Below are 20,433 nucleotides of genomic sequence, written 5' to 3' on the forward strand. Positions count from 1 at the left end.
ATCTTGCCGGCTTCGCGTGCCGCAGCCTCGGCGCCGAGCGCGTCGCTTCCGGGTTGCCGGCCGCCGGCGCCCCGAGCTCGTCCGCTCCCGCAGGATACTTTGCGGCCCGGTACACCGATGGTAGGCCCCGTTCTCCAGGGCGCACGTCCTCGCGGCCAGGCGCGACAGGCCCTCGCGAGGCGCCCCCCGCGGCCCTCCCCCTGTGTGCCCATGATCACTGCCGAACCAGGTCCCCCGCCGCCGAGCGCCGCCGGCTCTCATGACAGCGTCCCGCCGCGATCGCCGAGCGGCCCGCCCGCCCGGCAGAGCGCGCCGCCGGGGCGGTCCGTCCCCCCGCCGGGGCGGCCGGCCCCTCCGCCGCCGCGCCGCAGCGCCTGGACGACCCGCCTCGGCGAGGCCTGCGTGCTCGGCCTCGGCGTCGCCTCGCTCTCCGCCGTGCCGACCGCGCTCCGCACCGCCCGCGCCGGCGCGTCCTTCCTCGACGGGCTCCTCGTCGGGACCGCCGTCCTGCTCCCGCTCGTCACGCTCGCGCTCATCCTCTCGCGCGCGGCGGGCCGCGGCTTCCGCGGCATCGTCGGCGCCGGCGGCGAGCGGCTCGCCGTCCTCCGCGTCGCGCTCTGGATCGGCGTCGCCTTCCCGGTGCTCGCCGCGCTCGCCGCCCTCCTCAAGGCGGCGACCCACCACCGGGGCCTCGCCGGCGCGACCTTCGGCGTCCTCGGCCTCGCCGGCGTCGTGGCGGCGGCGCTCGTCACCCAGCGCCTCGTCGCGCTCGGCGATCGCCTCGCCGCCCGCGGCGTGAAGCCGTGGCTCCTCGCCGCCGCCGGCACGGCCATCGGGGTCGTGCCCCTCGTCGCCGCCTTCGCTCCGCTCGCCGCCCACGCGGCCAGCACGACCGGCGACCCCGGAGCCGCCGTGCGCGCCGCCATCGTCGACGGCGCCATCGCGCTCGTGGCGACCGCGCTCGTCTCGAGCGTCGACCTCAGCGCGGCCGTCGGCCGCGTCGCCGGCGTCGCGGGCGTCCCGCTCGCCGCCCTGGTCCTCATGACCGCGACCGCCCGGATCGAGTCGTTCCCCCCGCTCGGCCAGGCCGTGCGCGCCGGCGGCGGGCTCGCGGCCACCCTCTTCAGCGCGCTCGAGCAGTGGACCGACCGCGACGGCGACGGGATGGGCTCGCACTTCGGCGGCCTCGACTGCGACGAGGGCGATCCCACCCGGTATCACGGCGCACCGGAGACCCCGGGCGACGGCATCGATCAGGACTGCAGCGACGGGGCCCACGAGGGCGCCGCCCCCCTGCCCGCCAGGGCCGTCGCGGGCTCGCCTGCCGGCGCGCAGACGACCGCGGCCGCCGGCGCCCCGCCTGCCGCCGCTTCCGGCGCCCCGCCGGCCGCTCCTGCCGGCGCCACGGCGGCCGCGCACGTGCGCGCCGCCTCCACGCCCGCCGCGCGCGACGAGGGCGGCGCGGTCATCCCGGCCGTCCTGACCAAGACCATCTCCCCCGCCGGGACCACGCCCGCATCCCCCGCGCCCGCCGCCGCGCCGACGCGCCCCGACGTCCTCCTCGTCACGCTCGACACGGTCCGCGCCGACCACACGTCGGCCTACGGCTACGGCCGCGACACCAGCCCGCGGCTCGCCGAGCTCGCGGCCCGCGGCGTGCTGTTCGAGCGCGCCTACGCCGCCTCGAGCGAGACGCAGCGGGCCATCTCGCCGCTCGTCACCGGCCGCCGCCTCAACCGAGCGGCGCGCGACCGCCGCGAGTGGCCCACGCTGCTGCCCGAGAACGACACCCTCGCGGAGCGCATGAAGCGCGCCGGCTACCTCACCGCCGCGGTCAGCTCGTTCACGTGGATCAGCCAGGAGCGCGGCTTCGATCAAGGCTTTGACCGCTTCGAGACCGTCTACGGCGACGCCCACCCGGAGCGCGAGGCGACAGGCCATCTCGCGGTCGAGAAGGCCATCGCCCTCCTTGAGGGGTATGCCCAGCGCACCCAGCCGATCTTCCTCTGGCTCCACCTCTTCGACGCCCACGAGCGCTACCTCGCCCACCCCGGCATCCGCTTCGGCTCCGGCAGGACCGCCGCCTACGACGGCGAGATCGCCTATGTCGACCGGCAGCTCGGCGCCCTGCTCGACGCCGTGGCGAGGGGCCCCCGCGCCGGCCGCACGGCGATCATCGTCCACGGCTCGCAGGGCGAGGGGCTCGGCGAGCACGGCCCCGTGGGGCACGGCGTCGAGCTCTACGAGGAGGCGATCCGCGTCCCCCTCGTCATCGCCCTCCCCGGCGCCGCGCCGGGCCGCTACCCGCATCCGGTGAGCACGGTCGACATCGCGCCCACCGTCCTCGACGTCGGCGGCGCGGAGGCCACGGCCGTCGAAGGCGCCTCCCTGGCCGCGATCGCCGCCGGCCATGGCCAGGGCGACCGCGCGCCCCGAGGGCCGGTGTTCGCGCGCACCGCCCGCCGCGCCGCGGTCATCGACGGGCAGCTCAAGCTCCTCGTGATCGAGCGGAAGCAGAAGCAGAAGCGGAAGCAGCAGGACCGCCTGCTCCTCTTCGATCTCGGGAGCGATCCCCGGGAGAGCCGCGACCTGTCCGGCGAGCGGCGCTTCGAAGCCGACCTCGCGCGGCTCCGCGAAAAGTTGTCTGCCTTCGAGTCTGCCTCGCAGTAGAGTTTACTGCGAGGGATCATGCATCGACTCGCCCCTTCGACGCGGAAGCCCGCGCCCCCCCGCGCGAGGGCGCTTCGCGCCGCCGTCGCCGTCGGCTTCGCGCTGGGCATCGCCTCGCTCGCGCTGCTCGTGGTGCGGCTCGCGGACGCGCCGTCGGTGCCGCTGACGCACGGCGCGGGCGCCATCACGGGCTCGCTGCCGCGGCGCCTCCGGTTCGAGTGGCGCCTCGTGCGCGATCGCCACTGGCAGATCGCCTCGTCGCCTGCCGAGTCGCGCGAGGCCACCGACCAGATCGAGGGCACCCGCGGCACCTGCCCGACGGGCATGGTCGAGGTCTCCGGCCTCATGAAGCTCGACCCCGCCCCGAAGGCCCAGGGCGACCTGCGCTCCATCGACGAGATGCAGCGGACCACCTGCAAGCACTGGATCAGCAGGGACTACCCCGAGCGGTGCGCGGAGTTCGATCGCGAGAAGTGGCTCTCGATGTCGAAGGACCTCGACACGAAGCCGATGCACTTCTGCATGGATCGCTACGAGTACCCCAACCAGAAGGGCGTCTATCCGTTCATCCTCGTCTCGTTCTACGAGGCGAGCGAGCTCTGCGCCGAGGAGGGCAAGCGCCTCTGCGACGAGGCCGAGTGGACGTTCGCCTGCGAGGGCGAGGAGGCGCGCCCCTACCCCTACGGTTACGTCCGCGAGCCTGAAGCGTGCGTCGTCGATCAGGCATGGCGGCCGTACATCGAGACCGCGCTGCGCCCGCGGGGCGGCCCCGCGGCCATGGCCGAGATGGACCGGCTCTGGCAGGGCATGGCGGCGGGCGCCCAGCCGCGCTGCCGGAGCCCCTTCGGCGTCTACGACATGACCGGCAACATCGATGAGTGGACCCGTTCCGTCCGCGAGGGCGAGCGCCCCTCCATCCTGAAGGGCGGCTACTGGGGCCCTGTCCGCACGCGCTGCCGCCCCTCGACCCGCTCGCACGACGAGAACCACATGTTCTACCAGCAGGGCTTCCGCTGCTGCGCGGACCACGGCGCCACGATCGGCGTCCCCGCGGAGCGCGCCGTCTCCGGCGATCCCGCCGCCGCCCCGCTGCCGCGCGAGCTCCGCTGACGCGCTCGCCGCGCGCCGCCGAGCGCCGCCGCGCAGTCGACCGCGCTCGCCACAGCGCGTATCCTCTGCGCTGATGGACCACCCCCCCGCCGGACAGGGCGCCTCGCCTGGCCCCCGCGACGTGCGCGCCGAGCACGCCGGCACGCGCCTCGCTGCCCGGGCGGAGCCGCCGGGCGCCGCGCCGGCCCCGCCGCGCGCGCGCCAGCTCGATCGGCTGACCGGGCTCGCGCTCCTCGCCTCCGCCGCCGTCGTGCTGCTCCCGGCGGCGCCGGTCGTGTTCCGGGCGGTCGCCGGCGATCGCGCGCCGGCGCAGAGCGCTGGCCGGTTCGCGCACCTCCTCGACGGGCGCTCCCCGGCGGACCGGCGCGCGCAGGTCCACCCTCGTTTCCCGTTCGACGACGATCCAGGCTCCGACGAGCGGCCATCCCTTCACGACGACGGCCCTGCCTTCGACGACGAGGAGGACCCGGGCGGGCCTGCGCGCCTCCAGGCGGGCATCGCCTCGCGCGGCATCACGCTGCTCGACGAGCCGCGGGCGGACGGCACCCGGGTCGGCGCCATCGCCGCGGGCGAGATCGTGATGATCGTGCGCGAGTCGGGCGCGTGGGCCCTCGTCATGAAGAACGGCGGGGGCGAGCTGCTCATGGGCTGGGCCCGCCGGAGCGAGATCGCCATCCGATGAGCGCGCGGCCGCCGGAGTCGCCGCGCGCCTACCGCGGTCGCCTGCTCACCCCGATCCCCGCGTCGCCGGACGGCGCTCGGGTCCGCACCATCGACGACGCGCTGCTCGTGGTCGGCAGCGACGGTCGGATCGCCCAGGCAGCGCCGTTCGCTCCGGGCGCGTTCCGCGGGCCGGTGCTCGACCTGCGGCCTGCGGTGTTGATGCCGGGCTTCATCGACGCGCACGTCCATTTCCCGCAGACGCGCATCATCGGCAGCGCCAGCGGCCCGCTGCTCGACTGGCTCGATCGGTCGGTCTTCCCCGAGGAGGCCCGCTTCCGCGACGAGGCCTATGCCACGCGCGTCGCCGGCGAGTTCACGGGCCGGCTGCTCGCGTCGGGCACGACCACCTGCGCCGTCTTCTCCAGCTCGTGCGCCGGCGCGACCGACCGGCTGTTCCGCGCCCTGCTGGCCGCCGGCTTGCGCGGCATCGCCGGCCTCACGCTCATGGACCAGAGCTGCCCGGAGGCGCTCCGCGTCCCTCGCGACGAGGCCATCCCCGCCGCCCGTGATCTCGTGCAGCGCTGGCACGGCGAGGGCGGCGGCCTCCTCGAGTTCGCGATCACCCCCCGCTTTGCCCCGAGCTGCTCCCGTCCCTTGATGGAGGCGGCCGCGCGGCTCGCCCGCGATCACGGCCTCCTCGTCCAGACGCACGTCGCCGAGAACCCGGCCGAGGGCGAGGCCACGTTGCGCGCGCACCCCTGGGCGCGCGACTACGTCGACGTCTACGACCGCGTCGGCCTGCTCACCGGGCGCGCCCTGCTCGCGCATGCCATTCACCTCTCGCCGCGCGAGTGGGACCGCCTCGCGGAGACGGGCTCCTCGGTCGTCCACTGCCCCGACTCGAACTTCTTCCTGGGCAGCGGCCGCATGCGCCTCGCCGACGCGCGCGCGCGCGCGGTCCCGGTCGGGCTGGGCAGCGACGTCGGCGCCGGCCGCAGCTTCGACATGCGCCGCAGCATGTCGAGCGCCTTCGACAACGCCCTCTGCCTCGGCGACCGCCTGACCCCGGCGGATCTCTTCGTCATGGCCACGCAGGGCACCGCCGACGCCGTCGGCCTGGGCCACGTCGTCGGCAGCCTCGACGCCGGCAAGGAGGCGGACTTCATCGCCGTGCGCTTCCCCGAGCACGTGATCGGCGAGGCCGAGACGCTGAACCACCTCGTCTTCGCGTCCGACGCGACCGTCCAGCGCGCGTTCGTGCGCGGCCGGCCTGTCTACCCCTGACCTGTCCCCCGCTCGTCCTCGGCGGCCTCGTAGACCTCGAGCTCCCAGACGAGGATCTCGAAATCTCGCCGCAGGATGTACCGCGCGCCGTCGTCCCCGCGCACCTTGAAGTAGAGGTGATCGCCCCCGGGCCACCGGTCGAGGATCTCCGTCACCCGCACGCGGCGCTCCCCCAGGGTGACCGCCTCGGGCTCTTCGCTCCCGCCGTGGCCGGCACGGCACGCCACATCGACCCGCATCTGCCTCTCGCGCAGGGTAGCAGGCGCGGGCGCCTGGCTCCCGCGATCCCTCCAGGGAGAGGGCTCGCTCGGCCGGACACCCCGAAGTGGCGGCGCTCCCGGGGTGCCGCGCCCGGGAGCGCCTCCTCGCTCAGTCCGGGGTGACCGAACAGCCGTAGAGCAGCTCCATGCCCGCGGTGTTGTCCTGCGCCGCCATGGCGCACGTGTCCTCGCACAGCTTGATCTGCCCCTCCTCGATGTAGAACGACGAGGTCGCCCCGGCGCACTCCTCGAGGCTCTTCACCTGGGAGAAGGTCTTCTTCGGCCCGCCGTCGCTCGGCGAGAACTCGATCTGCACCGTCTTCAGGTCGATCGAGTGCCCATCCGGCGCCGTGGGCACATCGACCTCGCACGACAGCTTGGCGCCCGAGATCACGCTGTCTGCGATGGCCTGGAACACCGCATCGTAGGTGGCGTGCTGCTGGATCGGGTATCTCAGCCCGCCGGTCATGACGCTGAGGACCTGATAGGTCGTCCCGGGATCGACCGAGTCTGGCCGGCACTGCTCCCACGTGGCTGGCGCCTCCGGCGGCCAGGGGGTGGTCGGTGGATTGTTCTCCTTGATGCCCACGAAGCTGAAGAACTTGTAGTTGCGCGCGTCCTTCGAGCCGAAGAACTCCGGCGCGACCGCCATGAGGGCCGCGTCGAAGGTCTCTGCCGAGCTGGTGCCGCCGGCGACGTTCCTGTTCGCAGGCTCATCATCGTCGAGGTCGTAAAGCTTGATGTCAGCCCCCTCCTCGAAGACCGCCTTGTCCGCGCCGAGCGACTTCGTCGTGCAGTCGACGCCGTCATCGGTGATCTCGACGAACACCTTGAGCGAGTCCTCCCGCAGCCACTGCGACCACCCGGGTGACATGGTCTCTCCCCTGGGCTGGACCGCGCCCTTCAGCGTGTCGATCGCCATACAGAGCGAGTCGAGGCTGCTGATATCCAGGTTGTACTGGTAGAAGTGCGGCGGATTGGTGTTCGGGGTGGACGGGACCGGCGAGCAGCTCCCGCTGCCGAGCGGCGCCTCGATGCAGACCGACTGCTCCACGTCCGAGCTGCCGTGCCTCGAGAGCATGATGACGCGGAAATCGATCTTGCTCGCCGCGATGATCGAGGCGAAGTTCTGGTTGATGTTCCGCTGGACGCTGTTGATCTCGTCCTTCATGCTCTCCGAGTTGTCGATGATGAAGATGATGTCGGCCGGGCGCTGCTGGTAATCGGCCTGCAATCGGGTCGCGACGCACGCCGTATCGCCATTGAGCCCCGCGTCCTTGTCCCCGGTCCCTGAGCCGACATCGAACTCACCGCCGTTCCCGAGCCCGCTCCCGGACGTCTCGCCGCTGCTGCCGCTGCCGCCGCTGCCGCTGCCGCTGCCAGAGCCGCTATTGCCGGGGTTCGCCTCACCACCCCCGCCGGAGCACCCACCGATGGCTGCCGCCGCCGCAAGCAAACCCAGACCAACCAGCCCAACAAGCGTCTTCGTCGAGAGCTTCAAAATGACCTCCAGATCGGGGAACGCGACAATGCGCAGCGACGGATGTTACCAGACTCACGTCCCGGTGGACGCGATCGACATGAAATAATCTAGACCGACATGAGGTAGACAACCGACCACCGTTGTCGGTCCAGGTACCTTGTCCACGACCGTTCGACTCGCCCTCTGGGACACGCTCACCAAAGGAGCGAGGACATGGCCGAGGGCGGGTGAACCGGAGCGCCGCACGACACGTCGGCCCCGGGGCAGCCCTGCGAGACCACCCTCGGGTACACGCAGCGAGCGCGGCGCACAGCCATCCTGACGTCTCCCCTCGGCCGCTCGGCGACGTGAATCGCAACTTTGCGGCGGGGGGAAGCGCTAGACTGCGCTCTTCGAGGCAACGAGTTCGCGCGCCGCCGCGAGCAGGCGCTCGGGCGTGTTCGCCTCGGGCTCTTCGGTGACGAGCTCGACGAGGCGCTCCAGGAGCTCGCCGACGAGCCGGCTCGGCGGAATGCCGAGCTCCTTCATCAATCGATTGCCGTTCACGGCGAGATCCTTGGCGGAGAGCGCCGCGCCCGCGGCGAGCAGCGCGTCCACGCGCTCCCGGAGCCGCCCGATCGTGGCGATGTCCTCGGTCGCCTCGCGCCCCTTGCCGAGCGCGTCGGCGACGCCGATCTCGTAGAGATCCGGCGCCAGCGCCGGGGTCACCCGGCGGAGCCAGCGGCGCACCGCGGCGTCCGTCCAGGTGTCGTCGTAGCAGATCAGGTGGTGTCGGATGAGCGCCACGATCCGCGCGCGCTCGTCGTTCGAGAAGCGGAGCCGCGTGAGGATCGGGTCGGCCATCTCGGCCCCGACCCGCTCGTGCTCGTAGAACGTGTAGTCCCTCGTCTTCTCGGAGAACTCGCGCGTCCTCGGCTTCCCGATGTCGTGCATCAGCGCCGCCACGCGGAGGATCGGCTCGGGCTTGCACGCGTCGAGGCAGGCCATCGCGTGCCCCCACACGTCGTAGGCGTGCCATCGGTTCTGGTCGCACCCGACCGACTCGATCATCTCCGGGCAGGTGATCGCCAGCAGCTCCGTCCGGCGCATGATCTCGAACGCCACGCTCGGGCGGCGGGCGCGCATCGCCTTCAGCCACTCGTCGCGCACCCGCTCCGCGCTCACGCAGCGGAACGTCTGGTGCGACCGCGCGGTGCCCATCGCGCGCTCGGTCTCCGGGTCCAGCGTGCCCTCCAGCGTCGCCGCGAAGCGCGCCGCGCGCAGCACCCGCAGCCCGTCCTCGGCGAACCGCTCGCCCGGATCCCCGACCGCGCGGATGATCTTCGCCTCGAGATCCCTTTGCCCGCCGAACGGATCGATGAGGTGCCCGTCCACCGGATCGATCGCGATGGCGTTCATGGTGAAGTCCCGCCGCGCGAGATCGGCGGTGATGTCGTCCACGAACTCGACCCGGTCCGGCCGCCTGCCGTCGCTGTAGGTCCCGTCGCCGCGCAGGGTCGTGACCTCGTACGGCACGCCGCGCACGAGGACGGTCACCGTCCCGTGCTGGATCCCGGTCGGGATCACCTTCCGGAACGCGGCCACGACCTCCTCCGGCCGCGCGTCGGTCGCGACGTCCCAGTCCTTGGCGTCCTGCCCGCGGAGCAGGTCGCGCACGCAGCCGCCCACGATCCAGCCGCGCTTGCCGCGCTCGCGGAGGCGGCGACAGATGCCGAGCACGTCCTCGGGGACGGCCTCGATGAGGTGATCGATCCGGGTCACGCCTGCGGCTTATCACGGGGCACGGCGAGCAGGGCCCCCGCCGAGCGCACGCTCACTTCTTCGGGTGAGCCCAGGGGTCCCGGACATCCGGGTTCTTGGGGGTCCGGACCGTCGGCACCGCCGGCGGCCGTCCCGCCCCGGGCCTCGTCCTGGGACCGCTCTTCTCGTCGGCCTCGAGCTTCACGAGCTTGCTCGGCTCGGTGCCGTCGAGCACCACCGTGCTGGGCTGGTACCCCTCGGCCCGGATGTCGATCGTGACCGTCTGCCCGTGCTCCACGTCGATGCTCGCCGGCAGCTTCAGCTCCACGCCGTTGCGGTAGCCGACCGCCGTCTCCGGCACCGCGGCCAGCGCCACCACCGTCTTCTGGACCGGCGGCGGCTCGGGGGGCGCCGGCTTGGCGGGCGCCTCGACCGGCGGCCTCTGCGCCTTCTGGGCGTTGTCCCTGGCCGACCCGCTCGCGCCGATGACGAAGATCGCCGTCACGATCCCCACCGCGGCCGCCGCCCCGGCGACCCACACGTAGCGGGGCCAAGGCGAGCGCGGGGGCGACGGCGGCGTCGCGGGGACGATCACCTTCGAGGTCTTGAAGTAATCGTGCGGCACGTTGAAGCCGCCCGAGCGCGCCATCATCTCCGCGACCGCGCCCGGCACGCCCCCGCACTTCACCTGCTCGAGGTCGGCGTGGAGATCGCTCATGGTCTGGTAGCGCGACTCCGGCTTCTTGGAGAGGCACTTCAGGATCACCGCCTCGAGCCCGGGCGGGCAGTCGGGGCCGCCGACGAGCGCGCGGATGGGGACCGGCGCCTTGTACATGTGCTGCGTCAGGATCCCCATGAAGTTGTCGGCGTTGAACGGGAGCTGGCGGCTCACGAGCTCGTAGAGCATCACGCCGAGCGAGTAGATGTCGGTCCGGTGATCGATGGGCGCCCCCGCGGCCTGCTCCGGGGACATGTAGTGCGGCGTCCCGAACACCGCGCCGGCGCGCGTCAGCTTGGTCGTCGTGCTCGTCGACACCTTCGCGATCCCGAAGTCGAGGATCTTCACGAAGTTCGGATCGCTGCCGCGGGCGACCACGAAGACGTTGTCCGGCTTGAGATCGCGGTGGATGATGCCGGCGTCGTGCGCGGCGGCGAGCCCCGCGGACAGCTGCATCGCGATGTGACAGATGCGCTCCATCGGCAGCTCGTTCGGCGAGTCGATGAGCTGCGCCAGGCTCACGCCTTCCAGGTACTCCATGACGAAGTACGTGGAGCCGTCCGGCAGGTCGCCGAAATCGGAGATGTCCACGATGTGCGGGTTGCCGATGCTCGACGCGGAGCGGGCCTCCTGCACGAAGCGCTCGAAGATCTCGCGGTCCCTGGCGAGCTCCGCGCGGAGCACCTTCACCGCGACGCGCTTGTCGATGACCTTGTGGCGGGCGAGGTAGACGAACCCCATCCCGCCCTCGCCGAGCAGCCGCTCGATCTTGTACCGGTGGTCGAAGGTCGTCCCGATGTAAGGGTCCTTGGCGCCCGGCGGCCGCCGCTCGCGCGGCTCGACCTCGTCGGGCGGCGGGATCTCCAGGGAAGGCTCCCCCTCGCTGATCGGCGCCGGGCTCGTTCGCCCGCTGATCTCGTCATTGTCGGGCTCGCTCTGCCGCCCGAACCGCGGGGCCATCTGGCGCAGCGGCGGCGGCGCCCGGAAGCTCGGCGGCACCTCGCTCGCGGGCCCCTCGACCCACCCTGCCCTGGAGGGCCTCGACGAAGGCCGGAGCTCGACCTCCACCGGCACGTCGTCGTCGGCGCCGCTCGGCGCCATGGCGGAGGGAGCGAACGCGGCCGCGACACCGGACGAGCGAGGACCGCCCGCCGCGCTCTCGGGGCGCGACGGGGGCGCCTCCTCGAGCGCGCCTTCCTCGGCGTTGAAGACCCTGCTGCGCGCGGTGTGGTGCTCGTTTTTGGTGGCGCTCATGAAAGGCTCGCGGGCAGAAGTGCACGCCACATGCCGGCAGCTGCGACAGGGTTGGATTCTAGCAGGCGTTCGGTCCGGGAAGCGAGATCATGCGGACCCCGCGCGCGAAAGGCCACGGCGAGCGCGCGTCGACCGCATGTCGGCCCGCCGCCGACGATCGCGGCCCAGCGTGCCGCGCGCGCCGCGTTCTGCTAGGAGGGCACCGCGATGAGCTACCCTATCGAGGTCGCGCTGCGATATCTCGGCTCCAAGAAGCGGGCGTTCATCTCGGTCGGCACCACGTTCGCGATCCTCGGGGTCGCGCTCGGGGTCGCGGCGCTCGCGACCGTGATGAGCGTGACCGGGGGCTTTCAGGCGGAGTTCCGCGAGAAGGTCCTGGGCGTCAACGCGCACGTCCTGGTGATCAAGTACTCGACGGACTTCCGTGAGTACCGCTCGATCATGGAGCAGGTCTCCAAGGTTCCCGGCGTCGTCGGCGTCGCGCCGTTCAGCATCAACCCCATGATGCTGACGCACGGCGACGCGACGGCGACCGGCGTCCTGGTCAAGGGGGTCGACCCGGCCAGGAGCCTCGGCGTGGGCGCCGAGGGCGCCTCCACGGCCGTGCTCGACCTGCCCCGTCACATCCTCCCGGGCGGCGATCTCACCGGGCTGCGGCGCCCCGGCTCGAAGCCCGCCGAGCGCGCCGTGCCGTCGTTGCCCGAGGTCCCCCTCCTGGAGCCGGACGCCGGCGCGCGGGGCGCGCTCGCGCCGGACGCGGGCGCCGAGCTCGATCTGCTGAAGGCCTACGAGGCGCGGATCCTCGAGGACGAGCGCGCCGCGGCCGCGCGCGACGCCGCGCTCGCGCCCCCGACGCCGCGCGCGGCCGAGGCCGAAGGCGCGCCGGGCGCCGGGGCCGAGGAGGCGGAGGTCGCGCTCGACGAGGGCGCCCCGCGGGGCGCGATCGAGCCGCAAGGCGGCTATGGCAGCGTTCTCCCGGAGGACGACGAGCTGCCGCCCGACGTCGATCCGGACCCCTGCGCCGACAAGGAGCAGATCGCCAGGATGCCGGGCATCGTGATCGGCGCCGCGCTGGCGAAGAACCTGTCGCTCGACCTCGGCCAGTGCGTCACCGTCACCTCGCCCACGATCGGCTTCTCGTTCGCGAACGGCGCCATCAAGCCGCCGGTCGCCAAGCGATTCCGGGTCATCGCGATCTTCGAGGCCGGCTTCGAGCAGTACGACACCAAGCTGGCGTACGCCGATCTCTACGAGACGCAGGCGTTCTACGACCAGGGCGACACGGTGACCGGCGTCGAGATGAAGGTCGACGACATCGACGACGCGAGCGGCATCGCGCGCGAGATCAGCAAGCTCCTCGGCAGCGGGCTCTATTACACGATGGACTGGGAGGAGCTGAACCACGGGCTCTTCACGGCGCTGCGCATCCAGCAGATCGGCATGAGCGCGGTGCTGGCGCTCATCATCGTGGTCGCCGCGTTCACGGTGATCGCGACGCTGATCATGGTGGTGCTCGACAAGAAGAAGGAGATCGCGGTCCTCAAGGCGATGGGCGCGACGGACGGCGCCGTCCTGCGCATCTTCCTCTACCAGGGCGGGATCATCGGCGTCGCGGGCACCACGCTGGGCCTCTTGCTCGGCGTGGCGGTGTGCAAGGGGCTCCTGGTGTACGGCTTCCCGCTCGACCCGAAGGTCTATTTCATCTCCCGCCTCCCCGTCCAGGCGCGCCCGCAGGAGTTCATCATCACGGGCTGCATCGCCATCCTCATCTGCCTCGCCGCCACGATCGTGCCCAGCCTCTACGCCGCGCGCCTCCGCCCCGCCGAGGGCTTCCGCGCGCAGTGAGCCCTTACCTACCCGCGCGGCTGCAGGCCCGAGGTGGGCCTGCTCGCCGCGCCGCCTACCGCCGAGAGGCGGCGTAGAGCTTCTGCTGCCCGTCCCTGTCGGACGCCAGGTAGAGCGTGCACTCGTCCGGGGACAGCGACGCCGTCATGACGGCGACGCTCGGGCTCAGGTTCGGCAGCAGCATCCTCGCCGGCTGATCGTCCACGGGCAGCCCGTCGTCGCCGAGCGCCACGTAGAAGCTCCGCAGCACCGACGCCGTCTCGCACTCGCCGCGCGCGCTGTAGGGCGCCTGGAAGAAGAGCAGGCGGCCGTCGGGCGTCACCCACGGGGCGAGGTCGTCTCCCCGCGCCGGGCAGTCGCCTGGCAGGTGGATGTCGAGCACCTGCACCTCCGCGTCCTCCGCGCGCTTCGTGACGAGCCGGCTCGTGGTACCGCCGGCGTCCTGGAGCCTGTTCATGAACCAGTACCGGTAGGAGGGCCGCTGCCCGTGGGCGACCGCCACCGAGCGGCTCCCCCCGTCCGGGGTGAGCGCGGGGAGCGCGTCCGCCTGGGTCGCCTCCAGCCCATCCGCGACGAACAGCTGCGGGAGGCTGCCCGGCGCCGTGAGGAGGCGATCGAAGAGCAGCGAGCCCGCGGGGAAGCCGCCCCGCGGCGAGGGCGCGTCCAGGGGCAGGAGCAGCGGGCCCGACTCCTGGCCTTCGGCGTCGTCGACGAGGAAGTTTGAGACGACCTCGCCAGCCGTCCAGGGCCGCCCGGTGGCCGTGGCGATCTTCGTGTCGTCCGATCCGAACTTCGCGGTGTAGACGAGCCGGAGCGTCGCCTCGCCCTCTCCGGGCTCCGCGCGCACGCGCGGGAACGCGGGCATCGCCCCCACCACCTCTATCTCCGAGAGCGCGCCGAACGACAGCGCGCGGCCGCGGGCCGCGCAGGAGACGCACGTCTCGCTGGCCGTGCAGAACTCCCCGTCCCTGCACGCGCCGCACCCGCCCTCGCCGCCCCCGCCCGACGCGGCGGACGACGAGGCCGAGCCCCCGCCTCCCCCGCTGCCCCCGCCCCCGTCGCCGCCCTCGCCGCCGGCGCCGCCCTCGCCGCCCTCGCCGCCGCTCGACGACGTGGACGTGGCGCTCGCTCCGGCCGCCGTGAACCGCTCGCCGCAGCCGGCGAGCGCCGCGAGCGCCAGCTGCGCGGCGAGCGAGAAGGTTCCGTAGAAGCGAAGCGTGCGCACCCGAGCTGCCTCCTGTCGTGGTCCCGCCGCGCGGAGCCGGCGTGCGCGGTCAAGACGCCTTGTTGTAGTCCGTGTCCTCGAGAAGGATGACGTTCGTCTTCGAGCGGGTCTCGCCGACGCTGGTCACGTAGACCGCGGGCTTGTCCTGCACCGGGCACACCTTCTCGCACGCGCCGCAGCCGATGCACAGCGACGGATCGACGTGCGGACGCTGCACGTGGACCATCTTCATCGGCGGCTCCTTGCCGTGCTCGGCCGCCACCGGCTCGCGCTTCGGGATGTCGACCTCCTCGACCCAGATCGCCTTGGGCGACGTCGGGCAGAACTCCTCGCAGACGATGCACGGCACGCTCATCGACCACGGCAGGCAGCGCCCCTGATCGTAGAACGCGGTGCCGATCGAGATCGGCTTCTGGCCGACGCCCATCTTCTGCTCCTCGGTGATCTTCTGGATCGCTCCGGTCGGGCAGACGTCGCCGCAGAGGACGCAGGAGTGCTCGCAGTACCCGATGCGCGGGATGACGATCGGCGTCCAGAGCCCCTCGATGCCCGCCTCGAAGAAGGCGGGGTGGATCGCGTTGTTGGGGCAGACCTTCATGCACTCGGCGCACCGGATGCAGCGCTCCAGGAACTCGCGCTCCTCGACCGAGCCCGGCGGCCGGATCACGCGGTGGTCGTAGTTCGCGTCGAGCACGTCGGCGATGCGCGCCGTCGGGATGATCACCGCGCCGGCGGCGGCGGTCGCGAGGGCGGTGCGGCGGCCCGTGTCGGGCGTCACGAGGGCGCTCTTCCGGTTCGGCAGGAAGCGGAACTTGATGACGTCCTCGGGGCAGGCGCTCTCGCAGTTGAGGCACATGTGGCACTCGTCCTGCCGCCACTTCACCCCGCCCTGGGGCGAGTCGGCGCCCTGGCAGTGCACGAGGCACAGGTTGCAGTCGGTGCACTTCGCGTGATCCTTCTGCATCCCGAAGAGCGCGAAGCGCGCGAACACGCCGAGGAACGCGCCGAGCGGGCAGAGCACGCGGCACCAGAACCGCGGGATGAAGCGGTTCATGAACAGGATCGCGACGAACAGGATCCCGACGAACCACGTGTGGTGGAAGTAGAACTGCTTCGTCTGCCACACGCTCGCGGCCAGGAAATCCTGCGCGTGATCCGCGACGAGCTGCACCGGCCGGCTCCCGGTCGTGGCCGCCGAGCCGGTCACCACGGCGGCGACGTACTGCGCGGCCGGGATGACGGCGAGGCCGATGGCCCGGACCGCCACGCAGATCGGATCGAACAGCCCGCCGATCACGCTGCCGGTCGCGCTCGCCGCGAGGAAGGCGTACATCAGGTAGTACTTCACCCGCTGCCGCGTGTACGTCTTGTTCGCCTCGACGCGCTTGCCGCCCTTGCCGTAGCGCGACGGGAAGATCCACCCGAAGACATGGTGGAGGGTGCCGAAGGGGCAGATCCAGCCGCAGAACACGCGCCCGAAGACGAGCGTCAGCGCGAGGATCCCGAGCGACCAGAGCAGGCCGCGGTAGACGGTGTGCGTCGAGAGCAGGGTCATCGCGCCGACGAACGGGTCGGCGAGGAGGAAGCCCTCGACGGGGAGCGGCAGGCGCACGCGCGCCTCGGCGGAGGCGAACGAGCCGCGGAAGCCCGTCTGGAACAGGAAGTAGAGGAACAGCCCGAGGCAGCCGGCCTGCACGGCGCGGCGCACCCAGACGAGCACCTGGATCACCTTGCGCGCCGGCAGCCCCGAGCCGGGCCGGCGCTTCGGGGCGGGCCGGACGATGGCGCCGGCCTTGCGCAACGTGCGCAACGTGCTCAACAGCGCACCCCGGCGGGCCTCCTTCGCGGGCGCGGCGGGCGGCGCCGCGCTCGCCTTCGCGGGCGCCACGGCCGCTCCTGCCGCCGGTTCACGGTGCGCCGGCGCGGCCGGTGTCGGATCGAGGTTTGCCATGAGAACTACACCTCGGCGAGCCGCAGGTTCTGCCAGTGCATCGTGCCCAGGCCCCGGTCGTGGCCCATCTTCAGGTACGGGATCTCCTCCGGCTTGCGGCCGATGAGCTGACAGCCGTACGCGTCCGCGGCGACCTGGTCGGTCGTCGCGATCACGGTGTGCATGTCCTTCGCGTCGGCGACGTTCCCGCCCTGCGGCCCGTTGCGCATGAGGACGCGGACGGCGTCCACGATGGTGAGCGTGGGCTGGATGAACGTCGCGAGATCGGCGATCGACACGTCGATGTTCTGGTGGAGGCGGTTGCGCCGGCCGCCGAGCGCCCCGTACCAGTTCTTCATCGCGCCGGTGTACCTGGACAGGTTGTGGTGCTTCGCGATGGGGACGTTGATGACCTTGTCCGCGTTGACGAGCGGCGTGTAGACGGGCCAGTCGTCGAGCACCTCGCCCTTCAGGCGCATGCCGCGGAAGCGGTGCGCCGCAGGGATGACGACCTCCCCGCCGACGTCGTAGGCGGCCTTCCAGATGCCGGAGCGCTGGAAGCAGCGGTTCGGCTCGTTGCACGAGGCGTCCGTCACGATGACGCTCTTCGCGCCGGCGTCGTAGGCGAGGCGCACCACCTCGGCCACGACCTTGGGGTTCGTGTTGGCCGCGTGGATCGGCGTGCGATCCCAGCCGATGTTCGGCTTCACGACCACCACGTCGCCGCGCGAGATGAAGCGGCGCATCCCGCCGAGCGCGTCGACCGCCTTCCGGACCAGGGCGGCCGGGTCCGGGGCGCCCGCGGCGAGCGCCTCGGCGCCGGCGCGGGCGACGACGAGCTCCGGCACCCCTGCGGGCGCGTCCCGGAGCCGGTAATCCCGCGTCTGCTGGCGCTCGGCGGCGGCGACGGCGCTGCCGCCGCGGTCCCACCGGGCCGCAGCGAGCCCCCCCGCGCCCCCGAGGACGAGGCCCGCCGCACTCAGCCGACGCAGCATTTCACGTCGAGAAATGTCACCCATGGCCCTCGCCTTCCCTGGACCTACGGATAGCCTCCCCGGGCGGTCGCCACAAGCAGAGGTGGCCTGGCGGCAGCGATGTGCGCCGCTTCCCGGCGCTTCCAGCAACGGCGCTCTCAAGGAGGAGCCGCGGTGGACGTCGCCGGGGCCGCCGGGGCCGCCGGCGACGCCGGAGCGCCTGCGGCGGGGGAAGCGCCCGTGCTCGCCGGCTGCGGCGCCTGCGGCGGCGCGCCGCTCGCGGCGGGCGGCGCGGGCGCAGGCGGCGAGGGCGGCGGGGCGGCGGGCTCGTCCGGCTCGTACGGGTCGGCCCTCAGGCGATCGCGCTCCGCAAAGCAGCTGGCGCGCTCCGCGTCGCACGCGGCCCGCAGCTGCGCCGCGCTGGCGAGCTCCGCCGAGCGCTGGTCGGCGAGCGCCCTGGCCTCGTCGCGCTCGGCGGTGACGGCGGCGCGCTCCTTCTCGACCTCGGCGAGCCGCTCGCGCTCGTCCATGGCCGCCTTCTGCGCGGCCGCCGCGCTGTCCTCGCAGGTCTTGAGGCGCGCCGCCTGGGTCGCGTGCAGCGCCTGGATCTCGCGGGCGTGCTCCGCCTCCGACGTGGAGCCGCTCTTCTGGAGGGTGGCCAGCGTCGCGTTGAACTCCGCGCGATCCTGCTCGCGGGCGCCGCGGCACGCGATCGCCTCGGACTGGGCGATCTGGTGGCCGGCGACGCAGGTGTCGAGCTTGTCGAACGACTCGGCGCCCCGCTGGCGGGCCTGCTCGAGCTCGTTCGCGAGCCGCAGGGTCTCGCGCTTCGAGAAGCCGAGCAGCACGACCGCGCAGCCCACGAGGGTCAACGCGCCGGCCGCGATCCGCGCGCGCAGGTAGGACGTCTTCTGCTTGATCCGCAGCCGCTCCGCCTCGCGCTCCGCCTCGCGCTCCGGCTCGAGCAGCACGTCGAGCTCCTCGGCGAGCTGGGTCATCGACGGGCGCTCGTTCGGATCGATCGCGAGCCATCGCCTGAGCGCGGCCTGGAACATCTCGCGCGGGCGCCCGGTGAGGCCTGGCAGCGCGTTGTCGGCGAGCGGCTTGTCGGCGCGGACGTCGTGCGCCTCGGCGAGCTCGGTGCGGCTCTGCGCGGACTCGCCCGGGAAGTCCCTGGGGTTCACGAGCGAGTAGAGCAGGGTCGTGGCGAGCCCGTACGTGTCCATCTTCTCGGAGAGCGGCACGGCGCCGGGGAACCCGTTCAGCGCCCGGAGCTGCTCGGGCGAGGCATAGAGCGCGGTGCCGGCGCAGAAGGAGGCCTCTCGCTCCGCGGCCACGCCGAGATCGAGCAGGATGGGGTGGACGCGGCCGGCGAACCTGGCGAGGAAGAGGTTGTCGGGCTTGACGTCCTGGTGCCGGAGCCCGGCGGCGTGGAGCGCCTCGAGCCCGCGCGCGACGGCGAGGAAGATGTCGTGCGCCTCGCGCAGGGCGAGGGGGCTGCGCTCGAGGCGCTGGGCGAGGGTCTCGCCCTCGTAGACCGGCATGGTGAGCCACACGTAGTCGGCGTTCATGCCGTGGTCCTTCAGCTGGACGACGTGCGGGTGCCCGACGGTCGCGAGCATGACGAGCTCTCGCTCGACGTTCCGCATCGCGTACAGCGAGCGGGGCATGAGCTTGAGGGCGACCTGGTGCTCGGGGACGTCGATCCGCTGGGCGACGTACACCTTGCCGAACATGCCCTGCCCGAGGAGGCGCCCCAGGCGGTAGAGCCCGCCGACGACCTGGCCGACCTCGGGGAGGATCGAGGGGCCGCGGCTGCTGCTCCTCGCGGGGTCGTCGGTCCCGCCGCGCGACGTGGTGCGCACCAGGCTGGACGGATCCGCCACCGTGACGGCGAACGCGTGGACGATCGTGGTGCGGAGGTTGGGGTCGACGGGCGGCACAGCGATTGCCAGAGTAGCGGAAGCAGCGCGCGCTGAGAAAGAAGCCGGCGGACGGAGGACGGCCGGCGCGGGGCGTTTATTCGAGAAAGCTGGCGGAGGCGCCGGGGGGCTCACCCGTTCGCGCCGTTGCGCCGCCGGTGTGTGGACTGTGCCCCGGCCTCGCTCTCTGGATCGCTCGCCGCGGCGAGGCGAGCCCCTCGCCTGCCGCTCAGCCCTCCAGCGGCATCTCCGGCGCCGCTGGCGAAGGCGCCGCCGGCGCTGGCGTTGCCGGCGAGGGTGCCGCCGTCGCCTTGGCCCGCCGGGCCGCCGCGCGCTTGCGGCGCTCGTACGCGCTCGTCACCTCGCGCACGATCTCGGGCTGGCCACGGAACACGAAGCGCGCCGCGTTCCGGACGAGGCCCATGCGCTCGACGAGGAGCGTCGCCAGCTTGTTGCGGAGCAGCAGCGCGTCCTGCGCCTGCCTGGAGATCGCCTCCGCCTGCGCCGGCCGGCTCCGCAGCTCGGCCGCCACGGCGCGCGCCTCGTCGAGGTGAGCCGCGTCGAAGCCGCCGAGCCCGTCGAGCGCGTCGCGGTGCTTCTCCCCGAGCAGCGCGTAGTCGTCCAGCGCGCTCGCCAGGGCGTCGGCCGTGTCGGGATCCTCCGCGTGCGCCGCGTCGATGCGGGCCAGCATCTCGTCCTTCGCGTCGTCCACGCCGTCGTCGAAATAGAAGCGCAGCGTCGCCGAGATCTCCCCCAGCAAGAACTTCCCGCGCTCGCGGGGGCTCTCGTTCTTCTCGACGGTCAGGAGATACCGCGTCTGTGCCTCCTGCGTGGCGCGCTGCAGCGAGAGGATCTCTTCCGCCGTCCTCGGCCCGAAGCGCGCGGCGTCCCCTTTCTTGGCGTCCTTCGGGACCGCCGACTCGAGGCCCAGGCGGGTCACCCGCTTCTGGGCGTCGACCTGTGTCTTCCAGTACTTGTCGCAGAACCTCGCCACGTCGACCGCCTCCCCGAAGAGCACGTGCAAGGGCACCGTGATCGCCGGGAGATTGCCGGCGCTCATCTGCTGGACGACGTCCGACCACCGCTCGATATCGCTCGTCTTCTTCGCCATCTCGACCTCCCCTGGGTTGCGGCGCCGGACACCCCGTCCGGAGCGGCAATCCCGGGCATCCATTCCGGAGAGCCCTGGCTCGGACTCCCCTCCACAAGGACCTGAGCCCGAGACTCCCGCTCTCTCGCACCACGAGCCGCCGAGAGCGGGTCATGAAGCGCGCGAGATGCGGGAGCTTCGCGGCAGGGCGACAGGGATCCACGTCCCGTGCCTGGACGACACGGCGCCAGGGACACGCGAAGAC

At 72.7% G+C, this 20,433-nt stretch carries 14 protein-coding genes; 5 read left to right on the forward strand and 9 right to left on the reverse strand.

The annotated features are described in order from the left end of the window. Positions 1 to 210 precede the first annotated feature (210 nt). From ACSRUE_RS42850 to ACSRUE_RS42865, 4 genes are all read left to right on the forward strand, one after another. Entirely contained in the window at positions 211 to 2,670 is a 2,460-nt protein-coding gene (locus ACSRUE_RS42850; RefSeq protein WP_441288608.1) for a sulfatase-like hydrolase/transferase, read from the forward strand. Between the two features lie 18 nt (positions 2,671 to 2,688). Further along, on the forward strand, positions 2,689 to 3,780 hold the full coding sequence (locus ACSRUE_RS42855) for a formylglycine-generating enzyme family protein (protein WP_441288609.1): 1,092 nt from the start codon (positions 2,689 to 2,691) through the stop codon (positions 3,778 to 3,780). Between the two features lie 73 nt (positions 3,781 to 3,853). Then, positions 3,854 to 4,462 (forward strand): SH3 domain-containing protein, encoded by a 609-nt coding sequence (locus tag ACSRUE_RS42860; protein ID WP_441288610.1) that lies wholly within the window; start codon positions 3,854 to 3,856, stop codon positions 4,460 to 4,462. Beyond that, positions 4,459 to 5,727: a guanine deaminase gene (locus ACSRUE_RS42865; RefSeq protein WP_441288611.1), complete on the forward strand. Its 1,269-nt coding sequence runs from the start codon at positions 4,459 to 4,461 to the stop codon at positions 5,725 to 5,727. The genes ACSRUE_RS42860 and ACSRUE_RS42865 overlap by 4 nt, the downstream gene beginning before the upstream one ends. Here ACSRUE_RS42865 and ACSRUE_RS42870 read toward each other — a convergent pair. The 4 genes from ACSRUE_RS42870 to ACSRUE_RS42885 all read right to left on the reverse strand — a co-directional run bounded on the left by ACSRUE_RS42870 (position 5,718) and on the right by ACSRUE_RS42885 (position 11,182). Then, complete coding sequence (locus ACSRUE_RS42870) at positions 5,718 to 5,966, reverse strand: hypothetical protein (protein WP_437761239.1); 249 nt, start codon at positions 5,964 to 5,966, stop codon at positions 5,718 to 5,720. The two genes, ACSRUE_RS42865 and ACSRUE_RS42870, sit on opposite strands and share 10 nt — an antisense overlap. Positions 5,967 to 6,096: 130 nt before the next feature. Beyond that, positions 6,097 to 7,488 (reverse strand): hypothetical protein, encoded by a 1,392-nt coding sequence (locus ACSRUE_RS42875; RefSeq protein ID WP_441288612.1) that lies wholly within the window; start codon positions 7,486 to 7,488, stop codon positions 6,097 to 6,099. A 360-nt stretch (positions 7,489 to 7,848) separates the two neighbouring features. Next, positions 7,849 to 9,231, reverse strand: coding sequence for a CCA tRNA nucleotidyltransferase (locus ACSRUE_RS42880; RefSeq protein WP_441288613.1), 1,383 nt, complete (start codon positions 9,229 to 9,231; stop codon positions 7,849 to 7,851). Between the two features lie 52 nt (positions 9,232 to 9,283). Continuing rightward, entirely contained in the window at positions 9,284 to 11,182 is a 1,899-nt protein-coding gene (locus ACSRUE_RS42885) for a serine/threonine-protein kinase (RefSeq protein ID WP_441288614.1), read from the reverse strand. A 207-nt stretch (positions 11,183 to 11,389) separates the two neighbouring features. Here ACSRUE_RS42885 and ACSRUE_RS42890 point away from each other — a divergent pair, with 207 nt between their 5' ends. Further along, a complete protein-coding gene (locus tag ACSRUE_RS42890; RefSeq protein WP_437761243.1) occupies positions 11,390 to 13,027 on the forward strand; it encodes an ABC transporter permease in 1,638 nt (545 codons plus the stop codon). A 55-nt stretch (positions 13,028 to 13,082) separates the two neighbouring features. Here the strand turns inward: ACSRUE_RS42890 and ACSRUE_RS42895 are convergent, their stop codons facing one another. The 5 genes from ACSRUE_RS42895 to ACSRUE_RS42915 form a co-directional block, all read right to left on the reverse strand. Next, positions 13,083 to 14,252, reverse strand: coding sequence for a hypothetical protein (locus ACSRUE_RS42895; RefSeq protein WP_441288615.1), 1,170 nt, complete (start codon positions 14,250 to 14,252; stop codon positions 13,083 to 13,085). Between the two features lie 49 nt (positions 14,253 to 14,301). After that, positions 14,302 to 16,203 carry a 4Fe-4S binding protein gene (locus tag ACSRUE_RS42900; RefSeq protein ID WP_441288616.1) on the reverse strand — a complete coding sequence of 634 codons (1,902 nt, stop codon included), beginning with the start codon at positions 16,201 to 16,203 and terminating at the stop codon, positions 14,302 to 14,304. 5 nt (positions 16,204 to 16,208) lie between these two features. Next, complete coding sequence (locus ACSRUE_RS42905) at positions 16,209 to 17,201, reverse strand: DUF362 domain-containing protein (protein ID WP_437761246.1); 993 nt, start codon at positions 17,199 to 17,201, stop codon at positions 16,209 to 16,211. Positions 17,202 to 17,314: 113 nt separating this feature from the next. After that, entirely contained in the window at positions 17,315 to 19,099 is a 1,785-nt protein-coding gene (locus ACSRUE_RS42910) for a serine/threonine protein kinase (protein WP_441288617.1), read from the reverse strand. Between the two features lie 208 nt (positions 19,100 to 19,307). Beyond that, positions 19,308 to 20,189 carry a hypothetical protein gene (locus ACSRUE_RS42915; RefSeq protein WP_437761248.1) on the reverse strand — a complete coding sequence of 294 codons (882 nt, stop codon included), beginning with the start codon at positions 20,187 to 20,189 and terminating at the stop codon, positions 19,308 to 19,310. Positions 20,190 to 20,433: the final 244 nt, after the last annotated feature.

Source organism: Sorangium sp. KYC3313, from assembly GCF_052075895.1.
GTDB classification, from domain to species: domain Bacteria; phylum Myxococcota_A; class Polyangia; order Polyangiales; family Polyangiaceae; genus Sorangium; species Sorangium cellulosum_B.

Excerpts from the sequence above, each read along its gene's own strand:
- ACSRUE_RS42850 (WP_441288608.1), top strand. The coding sequence starts at position 211 with ATGATCACTGCCGAACCAGGTCCCCCGCCGCCGAGCGCCGCCGGCTCT.
- ACSRUE_RS42855 (WP_441288609.1), top strand. The coding sequence starts at position 2,689 with ATGCATCGACTCGCCCCTTCGACGCGGAAGCCCGCGCCCCCCCGCGCG.
- ACSRUE_RS42860 (WP_441288610.1), top strand. The coding sequence starts at position 3,854 with ATGGACCACCCCCCCGCCGGACAGGGCGCCTCGCCTGGCCCCCGCGAC.
- ACSRUE_RS42865 (WP_441288611.1), top strand. The coding sequence starts at position 4,459 with ATGAGCGCGCGGCCGCCGGAGTCGCCGCGCGCCTACCGCGGTCGCCTG.
- ACSRUE_RS42870 (WP_437761239.1), bottom strand. The coding sequence starts at position 5,966 with ATGCGGGTCGATGTGGCGTGCCGTGCCGGCCACGGCGGGAGCGAAGAG.
- ACSRUE_RS42885 (WP_441288614.1), bottom strand. The coding sequence starts at position 11,182 with ATGAGCGCCACCAAAAACGAGCACCACACCGCGCGCAGCAGGGTCTTC.
- ACSRUE_RS42890 (WP_437761243.1), top strand. The coding sequence starts at position 11,390 with ATGAGCTACCCTATCGAGGTCGCGCTGCGATATCTCGGCTCCAAGAAG.
- ACSRUE_RS42900 (WP_441288616.1), bottom strand. The coding sequence starts at position 16,203 with ATGGCAAACCTCGATCCGACACCGGCCGCGCCGGCGCACCGTGAACCG.
- ACSRUE_RS42905 (WP_437761246.1), bottom strand. The coding sequence starts at position 17,201 with ATGGGTGACATTTCTCGACGTGAAATGCTGCGTCGGCTGAGTGCGGCG.
- ACSRUE_RS42915 (WP_437761248.1), bottom strand. The coding sequence starts at position 20,189 with ATGGCGAAGAAGACGAGCGATATCGAGCGGTGGTCGGACGTCGTCCAG.